At 30.5% G+C, this 16004-nt stretch carries 12 protein-coding genes and 1 pseudogene; 2 read left to right on the plus strand and 11 right to left on the minus strand.

What is annotated here, in order from left to right; all coding sequences use genetic code 11:
* Positions 1–126 precede the first annotated feature (126 nt).
* From VK071_05590 to VK071_05625, 8 genes are all read right to left on the minus strand, one after another.
* Entirely contained in the window at positions 127–969 is an 843-nt protein-coding gene (locus tag VK071_05590; protein ID HLR34788.1) for a S1-like domain-containing RNA-binding protein, read from the minus strand.
* 364 nt (positions 970–1333) lie between these two features.
* Complete coding sequence (gene recQ / locus VK071_05595) at positions 1334–3457, minus strand: DNA helicase RecQ (protein HLR34789.1); 2124 nt, start codon at positions 3455–3457, stop codon at positions 1334–1336.
* A gap of 104 nt (positions 3458–3561) precedes the next feature.
* Positions 3562–6216 (minus strand): FtsX-like permease family protein, encoded by a 2655-nt coding sequence (locus VK071_05600; GenBank protein ID HLR34790.1) that lies wholly within the window; start codon positions 6214–6216, stop codon positions 3562–3564.
* Positions 6203–6895, minus strand: coding sequence for an ABC transporter ATP-binding protein (locus VK071_05605; protein HLR34791.1), 693 nt, complete (start codon positions 6893–6895; stop codon positions 6203–6205). Before VK071_05605 ends, VK071_05600 begins: the two co-directional genes overlap by 14 nt.
* 127 nt (positions 6896–7022) lie before the next feature.
* The gene (locus tag VK071_05610; GenBank protein HLR34792.1) at positions 7023–8288 is read right to left on the minus strand and encodes a HAMP domain-containing sensor histidine kinase; all 1266 of its coding nucleotides are present in this window, start codon (positions 8286–8288) and stop codon (positions 7023–7025) included.
* Positions 8289–8981, minus strand: a complete 693-nt coding sequence (locus VK071_05615) for a response regulator transcription factor (protein HLR34793.1) — start codon at positions 8979–8981, stop codon at positions 8289–8291.
* Between the two features lie 650 nt (positions 8982–9631).
* Positions 9632–10129 carry an ECF transporter S component gene (locus VK071_05620; protein HLR34794.1) on the minus strand — a complete coding sequence of 166 codons (498 nt, stop codon included), beginning with the start codon at positions 10127–10129 and terminating at the stop codon, positions 9632–9634.
* 168 nt (positions 10130–10297) lie between these two features.
* Positions 10298–11671, minus strand: coding sequence for an MATE family efflux transporter (locus tag VK071_05625; protein ID HLR34795.1), 1374 nt, complete (start codon positions 11669–11671; stop codon positions 10298–10300).
* Positions 11672–11857: 186 nt separating this feature from the next.
* Here VK071_05625 and VK071_05630 point away from each other — a divergent pair.
* Positions 11858–13036, plus strand: a pseudogene (locus VK071_05630) (YeeE/YedE family protein).
* Here VK071_05630 and VK071_05635 read toward each other — a convergent pair.
* A complete protein-coding gene (locus VK071_05635) occupies positions 13029–13331 on the minus strand; it encodes a P-II family nitrogen regulator (protein ID HLR34796.1) in 303 nt (100 codons plus the stop codon). The pseudogene VK071_05630 and the gene VK071_05635 sit on opposite strands and share 8 nt — an antisense overlap.
* A gap of 51 nt (positions 13332–13382) precedes the next feature.
* Complete coding sequence (locus VK071_05640; protein HLR34797.1) at positions 13383–13517, minus strand: hypothetical protein; 135 nt, start codon at positions 13515–13517, stop codon at positions 13383–13385.
* A 197-nt stretch (positions 13518–13714) separates the two neighbouring features.
* On the opposite strand from VK071_05640, the gene VK071_05645 reads away from it, so the two are divergent.
* Complete coding sequence (locus tag VK071_05645) at positions 13715–14389, plus strand: hydrolase (GenBank protein ID HLR34798.1); 675 nt, start codon at positions 13715–13717, stop codon at positions 14387–14389.
* Between the two features lie 48 nt (positions 14390–14437).
* On the opposite strand, the gene VK071_05650 is transcribed toward VK071_05645, so the two are convergent.
* Positions 14438–15856: a sodium:alanine symporter family protein gene (locus tag VK071_05650; GenBank protein ID HLR34799.1), complete on the minus strand. Its 1419-nt coding sequence runs from the start codon at positions 15854–15856 to the stop codon at positions 14438–14440.
* Positions 15857–16004 lie beyond the last annotated feature (148 nt).

Genomic DNA, 16004 nt, shown 5'->3' on the forward strand with positions numbered 1-16004 from the left:
TTAAATCTAAATATTCAAAATTCATCTATATTATATTAATTTCTATATCTAACTAAACAACAAAAACGCTGCCTAATCATATCCACAGCGTTTTTCCTCTTTATATTTACAATTGTAATCCACTACCTACATCCTCACCAACCTAATTCCCTTCTTACTAAACTCAACTTGCCCTTCCTTCAATAATCTCCCTACTGCCCTCTTAAATGCACCTTTACTCATATTTAATTCCTCTTTTATTTCAGCTGGGGAACTGTAATCATTAAGAGGTAGTTCTCCACCTTTTCTTTGTAATTTATTTAAAATCACCCTAGCATCCTTATCCATTTGTTTATAAACTTTCTTTCTAAGACTTAAATTTAGCTTTCCATCTTTTCTTACTTTAGTTACTCTTGCATTTATAGTATCTCCTATTCTATAAGCACCGAATAACTCATGTCTAGGGATTAACGCATCATATTTATTATCTACTGCTACAAAAACACCTATTTCCCTATTTATACTATAAATAGTACCTTTAACTTTATCATCCTTTCTATAAGGAGAATTATCACTTAAAAGGTTTTTAATTTTCATAGTAGCACACAATCTATTTGTTTTATCTATATATACTCCAACTAGATATTTCCTTCCTTTTTCTACCTTCCCAATTTGTTCACTAAAAGGTAAAAATAAATCTTTATCTAGCCCCCATTTCATAAATCCACCTATCCTAGTTGTTTCAGCCAACTTTAGAAAGCCTATTTCTCCAACTTCTAAATCAGGCTTTTTTGTTGTAGCAACAACTTTTTCCTTTTCATCCCTATAGACAAATACATCTATTGTATCTCCTTCAGATATATTCTTAGGCAATTCCCCTTCTGGAATAAAAACATCTTTGCTTTCTTCTTTATTTTTTTCATTCAAATATGCACCCTTTGGTGTAAGTTTCATTACTTCTAGTTCTTGAGTTTTTCCTAGTTCTATCATAATATCCTCCTTATGTAGCAAATAATTTCCTTAAGTTATATTTTCTCACGAATTATCATTGATATTTTATTATTCCCTTTTCTAATTATATCAGTTTAATATAACCAAAATCTTTAATATTTCATATATATCCTTAAATATTTTCTACAAAAAATAAAATCACCTTTGTTTCTAAGGCGATTTCACTTTAGTACTATTTAAAAATTTCATGGTCATATTGTAATTCCTTATAGGTAGACTATAAATACTCTATTTTCATTTTGAAAACCTTTTTCATGATTTCAAATCCTTATAGTTAAACTATTATAATATTACATTGATCATACTATATTTACTTATTCTTGTCAAAATATTAAAAATAATCCTACCCATAACTCCTCTTACACAACACCTTCTTAATATCCAAATAACTTACACTCTCCGGCAATTCCTCTTTTATAGGCCTTAAAAACTCTGCTCCTATCTCATCCACTACAGCCAACACCTGACTTTCTATATCCTTATCTACCATATCTGACCAGTCCACTTCCTTACCTTCTTCAAAACTTTTTACTATATGATTAAATACTGTCTCTTCTGTTAGCTCTCTTTCTCCTGCAATCTCTTCTATGGATTTACCATCTTTATATAAATTATAACTAATTTCATGGGATTTTACTTTGTTGGAGACTCTACTGGAACCTGTAGTCCCACTTTTTTTAGGAGCATCTAACCCTGTACTCTCCTTATACTCTAGTATTGCATCTAGGAATACTTCTCCATATCTTTCATATTTAATATTTCCTACTCCTTTTATCATTAGCATTTCTTCTTTATTCTCTGGAAGATACATGCACATTTCTCTTAGAGTAGAGTCAGCAAAGATAATATAGGGAGGTACTTTCTTCTCTAATGCTATATCCATACGTACCGTTCTAAGTTCTTCAAATAGTTCACCATGTACAGGTAAATCTCTTCTTACTTTCTCATCTACCTTTTCAACTCTTTGATATACCTTTTTCTCTCCCTTTAATATTTCCATAGACTTACTAGTCATTTGTACTACAGGAAATCTACTTTCCGTCATTTTTAAATATCCATCGGCAATAAGTAATAAGATCATATTTCTTATTTCTTTTTCAGTATATTCATCCATAATCCCATAGGTAGATAATTTATCTAATCCAAAACCTAGTAGCCTTTTATCCTTTGAACCCATTAACACTTTTGCCACCATAGTTGTGCCAAAGTTTTGATTCATTCTATAGACACAAGAAATAATCTTCTGAGCTTCTAGAGTAAAATCCTTTAATTCCCTTTCATCTAAACAATTACTACAAAATTTACAACTTTCTTTCTTAAAGTCTTCTCCAAAATAGTTAAGAATTCTTTTTCTTAAACAATCCCTAGTGTGACAATAATCTACTATAGTTTGGAGGTTTTTATATGCTATTTCTTTTCTTTCAGGATTTGAAATACTCTGTTCAATTAAATATTTTTGTTTAATTACATCTTGAGGTGAAAATAGTAAAATACAATCACTTTTTTCTCCATCTCTTCCAGCCCGTCCTGCTTCTTGATAATAGGCCTCCATATTTTTAGGCATATTGTGATGTATAACAAATCTTACATTAGATTTGTCAATTCCCATACCAAAAGCATTAGTTGCTACCATGACTAAGATTTTGTCATATAGGAAATCTTCTTGGTTTTTTTTCCTTTCTTCATCAGTTAAACCTGCATGGTATATCCCTGCTTTAAATCCTCTTTCCTTTAAAAGTTCTCCTAAACTTTCCACTTCTTTTCTAGTTGCACAATATATAATACCTGATTCTTGAGAGTTTTTTCTTAAATAGTTTAGTATAAAAGATTTTTTATCTATTGAATTTTTAACTTGGAAGTATAAATTAGGTCGGTCAAATCCAGTATTTATTTTTAATGGAGTAGAAAGCTTTAATATATTATTAATATCTTCAACTATTTCTTTAGTAGCCGTTGCAGTATAGGCTCCTATTACAGGTCTATTCTCTAAGGCAGAAATAAACTTTGGAATCTCCCTATAACTAGGGCGAAAATCGTGACCCCACTGACTTATACAATGGGCTTCATCTATGGCTACAAAGGGAATAGTAACTTTTCTAGTAAAGTTTAAAAACATTTGAGAATTAAGGCGTTCTGGGGCTATATACATTAATTTATATTTTCCTTCTAAAGAATCCCTAATTCTTTTATTCTGTTGACTTATTGGTAATGTACTATTTATAAAAGTAGCCGATATTCCTAATTCATTAAGTCCATCTACTTGATCCTTCATTAAGGATATTAATGGTGAAATCACTAATGTTATCCCATCTAATAGTATGGCAGGAATTTGATAACATAAGGATTTACCACCACTAGTAGGCATAATACCTAATACATCTCTTTTAGCTAAAACTCCCTCTATTAGCTCTTCTTGTCCCGTTCTAAAATCTTCAAATCCAAAGTATTCTTGTAATACAGTTCGCAATTTAATCCCCCTTAATCATTCCTATCCCTTATATATTCTTATATCTATTGTATATTAGTTTAATTCATCAGTCCACATAAAAAAACACCCACAAAAGTGAGTGTTTATTCTTCCATTTTTATATTCTCTATAATATTTCCATCATTAATCCTTTTCATAGGTCCATAACCAGAGAATAAGGCTATTAGGATTGCGCTAATAGAGGCTATTAAGATATTTTTCCAGGGAACTACCCACTTAAATTCTCTTATTTCAAGCAATATTTTATGAAGTATATAAGTTAGACCTGTGCCGACTAGGCCACCATAAATAGATGCATATAGTCCATAATATAAACTTTCTAAGGATACCATGCCTTTTAAAGTTCCTTGATCCATCCCTACAGCTTTAAGCATTGCCAATTCCTTAGTCCTAAGGATTAAATTAGTGCTAATAGTATTCACTATATTTATACTACTAATTAATGCTATCACTGCCACAAATCCATATAGGAATATATTCATAACTATAGCTGCATTTCTCATCTCTTTTGCCTCTTCTGAAAAGTCTATAACACGTAAGCTTTTATTATTTTCTTCTAACTGATTAATATATTTCTTTACCTTTTCTCTATCTCCATCATCTTTTATTTCTACATATAGTTCTGGTGTAGTAGTTTTATCTATTTTTTCTAACACTTCTTCTGTAGTTATTATATTTATTCCACCATATTCTCCATATTCCCAATCTAAGAGTCCTTTTTCTAATATTCCCATTACTTTCACTACTTGATTTTCCTCTTCTTCAGATTGACCTGTATTTATGGTTAGTTCATCCCCTACATTTATATCATACCCATCTAATACAGCCATTTTATCTGTTTCTTCATTATGCGCAACAGTAGTTTTCACTACAAGAACTCCATTGTTTTTGTTCATTTCCTCTAAGTCTATCTTTCCCTGTTTTAATAATGGTTCAAACTGTTCCATGTTTTCATTGCCAAAAGTCATTAGTGTATTATTATATACCCCTACAATATCATTATTTTTATTATCTTCTTCATAGGCATAGGAGTCTATTTCTAATAATTTAGGATTTATTTTTTCTTTTTCTATTAAAAGATATAAGTGTGTATCTTCAAATTTATATATTTTTTCTACCTCTTCCATCTTTCTTAAATCGTTATAGGTAGTATTTAAAGTATTAGGATTCTCATAATAAGATACATCATCTATTCTAAAATCTACTGCATTTTCATTTTCAATAATATTCATTTTAAATACATTATCAGAAAAAGTAGCAAAAGTTATAAATAATACTATACTTATGGTCATGGAGAATACAGTTATAACAAATCTTTTTCTATTTCTTCTTAAATTTTTATAGGCTATTTCTCCTTTTATTCCTAGTACTTTTCTTACAGTTTTTGAACCTTTTACTTTAGATAAATCTTCTTTTCTATAGCTCCCTGTACTTCTAACAGCTTCTAGTGGAGGAACTTTTGCAGCCTTTTTCGCTGGTCCATTAGCTGATAAAAATACTGTTATAATACCTAATAATGAAGCTATTATATAGACTGGTATTGAATAGTATATTTGTAAATCATCTAAAAAATCAAATTTAAAAAATCCAATTACATATAGAACTATTTTCATGGCTACTACTCCACATATTAAACCTATAGGAATACCTATTAAACCAAGTAAAGCTCCTTCCTTCATAACGATTCCTTTTATTTGTTTGGGAGTAGCCCCTACAGTACGGAGTAAACCAAATTGAGATACTCTTTCTAGTACAGATATATTAAAGGAATTATATATAACTGCAATTGTAGCCACAATTACTAAAATAACTATAAAGCCAAATAAACTTATGATAAACCAATTAAAATTATCGTCTAAACTCTTACCGTAAAGCCTCAATAAAGGTTCATTAAATTCAACTTTTTCTAAAGTTTCATATTCTTCATTAGCTTTCTTCTCTCTCCAGTCATTTACTCCTGCTAGATTATATATTTCATCGTGAATGTTTTTTAGGGAATTCATTTTTAAATATATATTATATTCTTTATCATCTGGAAGAGAAGCTTTATCAATATAAGAAATTGCTGTTGTTGAATTATTCCCTTTCCATATATATTCTGGTTCTAGAAATCCTACAATAGTGTATTCTCTTTCTCCAGTTTCTTCAAAGGTTTCTTCAGAATATCCCCAACCCCGTGGTCCAACTTTAATTTCTACTTCCTTTCCATTTTCGTCTATATCTGTAGCATACCTATCTCCAATTGGGATTTTAATCTTATCCCCAATTTTAGGCTTATTAGGAAAATATTCTGATATCCAATGCTCTATGGCTATTTCATTCTTATTCTTAGGAAATCTTCCTTCCTTTAAATCATAGGAGAGTAAAGATAATGCTTTTTCATCATAGCTACTTATACTAATATATCTGTAATGTGAACCTATATCGTATCGCTTTTTTTCATTTTCTGTTAGTTCATTTACTACCCCAAATCCTTCATGAAGACTTATTCCTGCCTTTTCTACTTTTACGTTATTTACTATACTATCTATTTCTTCTTTACGAACTTCCCGTATTATTCCATGGTTATCTCCATTTCGCCTAATTGTGTCCCTTATTTCTGCGTCTCTTACACTGACAATTATAGTACCAATAGCCGTTATTAAAGCTACTGATAATATAATGCCGAAAATGGTTAGAATCGTCCTCTTTTTTTGATTCTTTAAATATTTATAGGTGATATCTTTATAGCCTTTCACTATTTATCACCTCATTTTTAACTATCCTACCATCTTCTATAGTGATTATCCTATCTGCTTGGGCCGCCATATCTAAATCGTGGGTTATTAGTATAAGAGTTTGATTGTATCTTTTTACTGATACTTTTAATAAATCTACAATTTTCTTACTATTTTTACTATCTAAATTCCCTGTAGGCTCATCGGCTAATATGATAGAAGGATTATAAGCTAAAGCCCTACCTATAGATACCCTTTGTTGTTGCCCTCCTGAAAGTTCATTAGGTAAATGGGTTCTTCTATCTTTTAGATCAAGAATATTTATTAGTTCATCTATATATTTTTCATCAATTTCCTTATTATCTAAATGGATTGGTAATAATATATTTTCTTCGGCAGTAAGAACTGGTATTAGATTATAAAATTGAAATATAAATCCTACTTTTCTCCTTCTAAATATAGCTAGTTCCTTTTCGCTTAAACTATAGATATCTATATCATCTACATAAACTTTCCCACTAGTAGGCTTATCTACTCCACCTATTAAATGAAGTAAGGTACTTTTTCCTGAACCACTAGCCCCTACTATTGCTACAAATTCACCTTGATTTATAGTTAAGTTAATATCTTTAACTGCATCTACTTTAGTATCACCTTCGCCATAGCTTTTACATAGACCTACTGTTTTTACTACTTCCATTCCTTTCAACCTCCCAATATTTCTTCTAATTCTTCTAATTATAATTTATAATATATTACTTACATATAAGTGAATCTTTCCCTTACAATTTAGTAAGATTAAATCTCATAAGAGGTTGAAAATAATTTTAAATTCTACCCTTAGTACCTATATCTAAAATATTTAAAAAAGTAATAGTGAACTGTGTTTCCATACCTTTTTTACTTTCTACGGAAATAATACCACCTTGAGATTCCACTATTAATTTTGCTAAATTCAATCCTATACCTATACTTTCAACTTTAACTTCACTTTTTCCCTTATAAAATCTTTTAAATATATGAGGTAAATCTTTTCTATCTATTCCTTCACCATAGTCTTTTACGATTATACGGCTAAACACTGGGGTTTCTTCTAAAATTATTTCAATACTTCCATTAGTATCACTGTGTTCAATACAATTTTTAATAATATTAATTAATGCCTCTCCAGTCCATTCCTTATCTCCGTAAAAGTAAGAATTCTCTTTCTCCCCTAAGACTTCAATTTTTATATTCTTTTCTTTTATCTTCATATCTAATGAAGAAATAGCTATATCTACTGGTTCATATAAATAAACTTTTTCTTCTTCAAATTGTATAGCTCCCGATTCTATTCTAGCTGCCTTTAATAAATTAATTATTAACCATTCCATTCTTTTTAATTGAATTTGACTTCTTTCAAGGAAATCAATTTTTGTATTTTCATCCATATTTTCATCTTCAAGGATTAATTCATTAAACATAATAAGGGAAGATAAGGGAGTTTTTAATTGATGAGATATATCGGATATTATATTTTGTAAAAATATTTTTTCCTTTTTTAAACTTTCCAAACTATTTTCCAATCTGTTGGCCATTTGGTTAAATTGATGAGATAAAATATTAAAATCTCCTTCTCCTCCATCTTTGAATTCATAGGAAAAATCCCCTTCTATTACTTTATCTGCGGCTAAAGAAAGTTCCTTTACTTTACTGTATAGACTATTATATTCACCTTTAGTTATTATAAAAATTGGAATAAAAAATAATAGGACTAAACTGAAAGTTAATATTTTCATATTAGAAAATAGCTCTTTTAAAAGAGGCTGATAGGCAATTTTTAAATTCCCAGTATATCCATATCCTTCTAATAATTTTTTCCCTTCTTGTATTTCACTACTGGTAGCTTCTTTTGTAATAATAGGTACTAACTCTTTACCTAGGGATGGATCTATGGACATTATTTTCCCTACTAATGCAGTATTTTGTTTTATAATATTATTATTTATTTCTATAACATAATAACTAATAAATATCATCATTATTATACTAAATACTAATTGGAGTAAAAATAACTTCCTTGTAATAGCTTTAAACTCTGGATTTCTAAACACCTAATCACCTCTCACTTCAATATCCCATTTATAACCCATGCCTCTAACGGTTTTTATATACTTAGGCTTCGAAGAATTTTCTTCCACTTTTTCCCTAAGTCTTTTTATATATACTGAAAGAGTATTATCATCTACAAATTCTCCATCTATATCCCATATCTTTTCCAATAAACTATTTCTTGTCAACACCTGTTTTGGATTTTTCATGAAAGAGGATAGAAGTCTAAATTCAATAGGGGTAAGATATAATTCTTCATTATTTTTTTCTCCTTTACCTTCTGATATAAATAGTTTAATATCATCTGAAGTTAAAACATTTTTAGTTTTTTCTTTTCCATATCTTCTTAATACAGCCCTAATCCTTGACATTAACTCACTAACCCTAAAAGGCTTTGTAATATAGTCATCTCCTCCCATATCTAAGCCTAGGATTACATTAACCTCTTCATCACAAGCAGTAAGAAAAATAATTGGCACCTTAGACTTTTTTCTTATTTCTTCACATAACTCATAACCACTACCATCAGGAAGCATAACATCTAATAATATTAAATTATAGTCATTTTCATCAAATAACCTTCTACCTTTTTCAAAAGTATCAGCTAAGTTTACACTATAACCTTCACTTTTCAAGGAATATTCTATACCTATAGCTAAATTAGTATCATCTTCTACAAGCAAAATCTTTTCCATACTAATTCACCTTCTTTTTATTTATTTTAATTGATTATACCATAAGTAGACAATAAGAAATGTATTTTCCTTTAAATAAAGCCATAACAATACTGTATCGTTATAGCCTTACAACACTAACGTACTTTTCTATTATAATTCGGCATTTTATTATCTCTTTTTATATAGAATAAAGACAATTATTATACTATATCATGGCACAATATAATATAGTTAAGTTAGGAGGTGTTTGCCATAGGCTTTGGGAAAATATTTTTAAAAGATTTTTTTACAAAAAGCTTAGAATTAAATTCTATTAATATTCTTTTAATAGCTTTATTTGTTTATGTAGATGTATATAACTTTACTAGTATTAAGAACTCTATAGTTCATTTCCTTTTACTTAGATTTGTTGCGTTATGTATAGATTATCTAACGGGGTATTTAAGGGCGAAAAACTAAACCTATTCTATTCTTGTGTCTCAGGACTAATTTAAACCATCTAACAAAACTGTCAGAAGCCAAATTTCTTATTTTTTAGTATCACATAAACAATTAGTATTTTTTATTTTAAAGTTATTTAGTGCTTTTATACAGGCCTTTGTTTATTCTTTCCTTCTTCATTCCAGCAAAAAATTTTCATACAAAAAAGTGACTAAAGCAAAATTACTTTAGTCATTAAACATCCTGGTTTTTTTCAATGCAGTGTTTAATATTACTGCTGTAACTGCCCCTACTAGACCTTGTATAATATTTCCTGGCACAGAAGCCAAAGCTGCTTTTCCCCCATACATAAATATTTCAGCTAAATAATACCCAAGGGCCATCCACAATCCCCCTATTCCTGTAGCAATTATAGGAATCTTCTTTCCTATATCTGCTTCTAATATTCTACCAGCAATAAATCCTTCTAGTCCTTTCACTATAAAAGTAATTGGTGCATAATAGGTATAACCTAATAAAATATCAGCTAAAGCCGAGCCAAATCCTCCAACTATAAATCCACCCTTTTTACCAAGTATAAAGGCAGCCATAAAAACTATCATATCACCAAGGTTTAAGTATCCTTTTGTTGCAACAGTCGGTATGTTAATTACCATAGTCATAACTGTTGTAAGAGCAATTAATATAGCATACCTTGTATTTAATTTTAGATTCTTATCTGCCATAGAAATCATCTCCTTTTTAAAGTGGATGGAATCACATTTACGTTTATTATAATGTATCTATATACAATAATACACTTCCCCATACACTTTTGCAAGTATCAGGGTACACTTTTAGATTTATTAAAGTAAAAACTGCCCTTTTAAAAGGCAGTTTAGGTTTATTCTTTGTTAGGCAGCTTCTAGAGCTGTATCTTTTATTTTTATATCTATTTTTTTAGTTTGTTTCTTCATTAGTATAAAAGAAGTAACACTAGATACCAAATCAGATATAGGATAGGATAGCCATGCTCCTAAAGCTCCTAAATTAAATACAGACATTAGTATTACTGATACAGGTAATAGTATTATTAATTGTCTAAATATGGACACTATGAAAGAGGACTTTGCCATCCCTAAAGCTTGGAAATAATATATAGACATATAATATATACTTATTAATGGAAAAACTGCTATCATAGTCCTATAGGCTTTTGCTGATTTTGCAATAATATCTACATCTTTAATAAATACTGATATGAGCTGTTTAGCAAATACCATACTTATACCCCAAAGTACTGTTGAAGTTATTAAGGCATATATAGCAGTCTTTTTCACAACCTCTTTTAGCTTTTTATAATTTTTAGCACCTAAATTATAGGCTGCTATAGGTTGCATAGCTGAGCTAATCCCCATTATTGTTATAAATAAAAACATAGAAAGTTTTGAAATTACGCCTAATATAATAACACCTTCATCACCAGCATTTAATAATAATAGATTATTGAGAATCACTAAAACAATCCCATCCTCTGCCTCTACTATGAATGCAGAGAATCCTACTGATAAAATTGATTTCCATCTTTCCCAATCAAATTTAAAACCATAGGACAAATTAAATTGTTCCTTTATATTTTTAAAATGATAGAAAGAATATAGAAAAGCAAAGCCTTGGGACACTACAGTTCCTATTCCAGCCCCTTTAACCCCATAAGAAAAACCAATAATTAATATAGCGTCAATAATTATATTACCTATAGCTCCTATGAAAGTACTTTTAAGGGCAACTTTTCTATCTCCTAAAGCCATCATAATATAATTCATAGTAGTACTTAAACATTGAAATATACTACCAAATATTATTATTGCTAAATAATCTTCAGCATAAGGTATTATTCTATCACTAGCTCCAAATACCTTAACTATATTTGTCTTAAATATAGAAGTTAAGACTATGGTTGGTATCATTATTGTAAAAATTAAACTCATTGAGTTCATTATTATTCTTCTAGCATTATCAGAATCTTTCTCTCCATTACTCCGTGCCACAGCTGTAGAAGCCCCTATAGCCATCATCATACTAAAGGCTACAACAAATCTTTGAATAGGGAATACTACAACTAAGGCAGCTATAGCTTCTCCTCCTACTTCCCTGCCAACAAATATTGTATCTACCATATTATAAAGTTCAGCTATTAATAAAGATACAATAGATGGAATTGAAAACTTCAATAGAAGTTTTCCCACTGCTTCTTTTTCAAATACATTGTCTTTTACCCCAATCATAACCCTCCTGTAATATTAAAAATCATCCCTACTATGATATCATCTTTTTAATACAATTTCCATGCCAAAGTAAAATGATAATATCTAGTAATTGTAAAAAATAATTACTTATCACAACCTAATATAAAACTAGTTATTTCTAAATATTCTGATATAGTATATAATTTAATTAGACATGCCTTGGAGGTGAAGATATTGAAAAAAAATCAATTTACTTTTGGAATAGTATTACTTACTATTCTCATTTTCATAGGTTTTCTAATAAATAAGCAAAACCCAAAACATAGTACTGTATGGATATTAGGAATAGTAATAGGGTTTACATTACAAAAGTCCGGTTTTTGTTTTACAGCTGCTTTTAGGGACCCTATTCTTGTAGGCGGAACGGACCACACAAAGTCTGCAATTTTATCCATATCAATAGCAACAGTTGGCTTTTCAATAATACAGTATAAGGTTTTCCAAACTGGTGATTTGGTTCCAGGTAATATAAGTCCTATAGGCCTACATATAGCTGTAGGGGCCTTTCTCTTTGGTATAGGAATGGTTATAGCTGATGGCTGTACTGCTAGAATTCTAACAAGACTAGGAGAAGGTTTCTTAATACAAATTTTAACCTTAATTTTCTTCTCTATCGGTTCCCTTATAGCCGCTAAAGGTTTTAACTTTTGGGAAAGAATATCTATAGCTAAGGGGAAAGATATATTCATGCCCTATATTATAGATTGGATTCCTAGCTTAATATTGCAATTTAGTATTTTAATTATTTTATATATTTTAGCTCATTGGTATGGAAAAAAACATACAGGTTATTAATTTAAGGAGATGAGTATGATGAAAATAAAAGATAGTCCTTCTTACAAAAAATTCATTATAAAACCTTGGTCCTTAATTGTCGGTGCCATTGTAATTGCAATCTTAAACATTATAATCTTTAGAATAAATGGAAAGCCTTGGGGAGTAAACGCCCCTATTACCTATTGGGGAGCTTGGATATATAAAGCTTTAGGGGCTCATCCAGAAAATTGGTCTTATTTCCAAGGTAATAAAGGAGAGATTTTAGCTAAGGGTTTTTCTAACCATTCAGGTTCCATAATGAATATAGGTATAATTCTCGGGGCTATGTTAGCTGCTCTGTTGTCATCTCAATTTAGAATAAGAAAAATAAATTCTAAAAAGGAAGTTCTAGCTGCAATAATTGGTGGTCTATTAATGGGCTTTGGTGCAACTATAGCTCTTGGCTGTAATATAAGTGCCTTATTTAGCGGTATAGCTTCTATGTCCCTACATGGCTGGGAGTATTTAATATTTGCCTTTTTAGGAGCTTGGGTTGGAACAAAATTATTAGTTAGTTTTTTTATATAGAAAAAAGTCTAGGACAGTCCCTCCTAGACTTCTTCATCCTAATCAAAAACTTTCTATGATGAAGACCCACCAAATTTTTCATAGGTAAAGTGAAAGTTATCCCTGTTCCAGGCTTCTTTAATTTATCCATCTCTATTACTTTATTATAAATGTCCGTATAATTTTCATTTTCCCATACTATCAATATGATTTCTTTAGAAGCTTCAACATGAATATTAAGGAATTTTTGTATTTCACTTTCTCCAGTTCCTCTGCCATAAAGGATAGTAGTTCCCCTGGCCCGACACCTTTCCACAATAGTCCTTCCTTTTTAAAAAAAGTGAATACCGAAAATTGTTAAAAGAAATCATACAATAAACTCTTTACTATCCCTAATTGGCTTTCTTAGACCTAAGACCTGAAATAAAATCAATATTAAAGTAATAGGGAGTACTGTTTTCCCCGTATCCAACAATGCTGCAAATCCTTCTATAGTCTTCATATAATACTTCCTTCTATATTAGTATATTTATTTTTATTATTGTTTTTTTGAATTCTTCTATATTATACGACATAACTGGGTATCTTGTATAATATAGTTACTACTTTATTATTCTGGATTATTATTTGCTTATTGACAAAACCAAAGAATACGTTCATACTTAATTATATAATATTTTAAGAATAGGAGGTCTTAGCATGGAAAAATATATACCAGAAGTAAAATCAAAGTTGAGAACTAGGATAATAGAAGTCCCTCCAGTAATATACAGAGCTAGTGGCATTAAAATACTAGGAACTCGTATTAAATCCTTACTTTTTTCAACTGATGTAGCAATTGTTAAAAACACTAACGCTAACTCTATTATAGCAGTTTACCCTTTTACACCACAACTTTCCATTACCCAAGCCATATTAGAGGTAGCCCCTGTACCAGTCTTTGTAGGTGTTGGTGGCGGTCTTACAACGGGAAAACGTTCTGTAGATATAGCATTACAAGCAGAACTTATGGGTGCCTATGGAGTTGTTATAAATGCACCAACTGATCCGAAAGTCATTAAAAAGATGTACAAAAGAATTGATATTCCTATAATAGCTACAGTCGTCTCTGAATGTGATGATTACAAAGAAAAACTAGCCGCCGGAGCAAGTATATTAAATGTATCAGGGGGAGCAAATACAGCTAACATTGTAAAAAAGATAAGAAGTGAATTTGGTAAAGAATTACCTATTATTGCAACTGGTGGACCAACGGATGAATCAATTTTAGAAACTATAGAAGCAGGAGCCAACTCTATTACATACACACCACCTTGTACAGCTGAAATATTTTCTAAAGTTATGGATGATTATAGAGAAGACCAAAAAAAATAAGGAGCAAACAGCTCCCTATTTTTATTTATATATTTATATAATCAGTTTTTATTTTCCAGCTCTTGATGTAGATAATCTTTTCTTAGTTCCTACTTCTCCTAATCCAACATTTCCATCATATTCTCTTGTCATTTGAAATACTAGTGGACTGAGGGCAAGTAATCCTATTAAATTAGGCACAGCCATAAGGCCATTAAATACATCAGATATTCCCCAAACAATATCTAAAGACGCAACTGCACCTACGAAACTAAGAACAACCCATATCCAATTATAATATTTAACTGCATTTAAACCAGCAATATATTCTAAACTCTTTGAACCATAATAATACCAGCCTAATATAGTTGAAAAAGCAAATAATACTAATCCTAATGGTATTATATATGTACCAAAATTTGGTAATAAGGTACCAAATGCCGTAGTTGTTAAAGAAGCTCCTTCAAGGTTATTTTCTATAACCATGGCACCAGCTTCATTTACCTTTACTAATCCTGAAGTCAATATAACTAAAGCTGTCATTGTACATACTATAATAGTATCTATGAAAGCAGCGATTGAAGCAATAATACCTTCTGCTACAGGATCATCATTTTTAGACGCTGCATGAGCTATTGGTGAACTACCTAACCCTGCTTCATTAGAAAATACTCCTCTTGCTATACCAAATCTAATGACTGTTCCCAACAAACCTCCACCTACTGCCCTACCACTAAAAGCGTTTGCAAATATCATTTTAAAAGTGCCAGGTATTGCCGATGCATTAGCTAATATTGCTATTAGTCCACCTAAAATATAAAATAATGCCATAGCTGGTACTACTTTTTCTGTAACTTTTCCTATACTCTTTATTCCACCAATTATTACTGCACCAACTAGAAAAGCTAATATTGCTCCAGTAATTGCTGGCTTTATTCCAAAAGCTACTTCTACTGATTCAGAAATTGAATTAGCCTGAGTCATGTTTCCAATACCAAAAGAAGCAATTACAGCAAACAGAGCAAAGGCAAATCCTAACCAATCTGCATTCTTATCATACTGTTCTTTGATTCCCTTACTAATATAATTCATAGGACCACCAATTTTTTCACCTTTTTCATTGGTCTCCCTATACTTTACTGCTAACAAGGCTTCGGCATATTTTGTGGCTCCACCGACAGCCCCACTGACCCACATCCAAAATACTGCACCAGGACCACCAGAAACTATAGCTGACGAAACTCCAACAATATTTCCAGTTCCTACAGTTGCAGCCATAGATGTACTTAAGGCCTGAAATGGTGTAATATCCCCTTCTGCCCCTTCGTTCTCTTGAAACATTAATTTTATTGAATTCTTCATTTCCCTGAACTGTATAAAACGTGTTCCCAAACTCAGATATAATCCTGTTCCTACTAATAAAATTATAGTTATAGGACCCCATACAACATCTGCTGCTTTTCCTACAAATTGCTGAAAAGCTTCCATCCTTATATACCTCCTCGTATAATAAAGTCATAGTTTAAAAACTATATTTTCTTTTCTATCTCACACTTCTTGTGAGATAATAATTGTACAGATAGAGGTCGTAGTTAACCTCCTTGAAGCGTTGTCTTCCTTATTTAGGGTTACGCCT

Source organism: Tissierellales bacterium (assembly GCA_035301805.1).
In the GTDB taxonomy this organism is placed as follows: Bacteria; Bacillota; Clostridia; order Tissierellales; family DATGTQ01; genus DATGTQ01.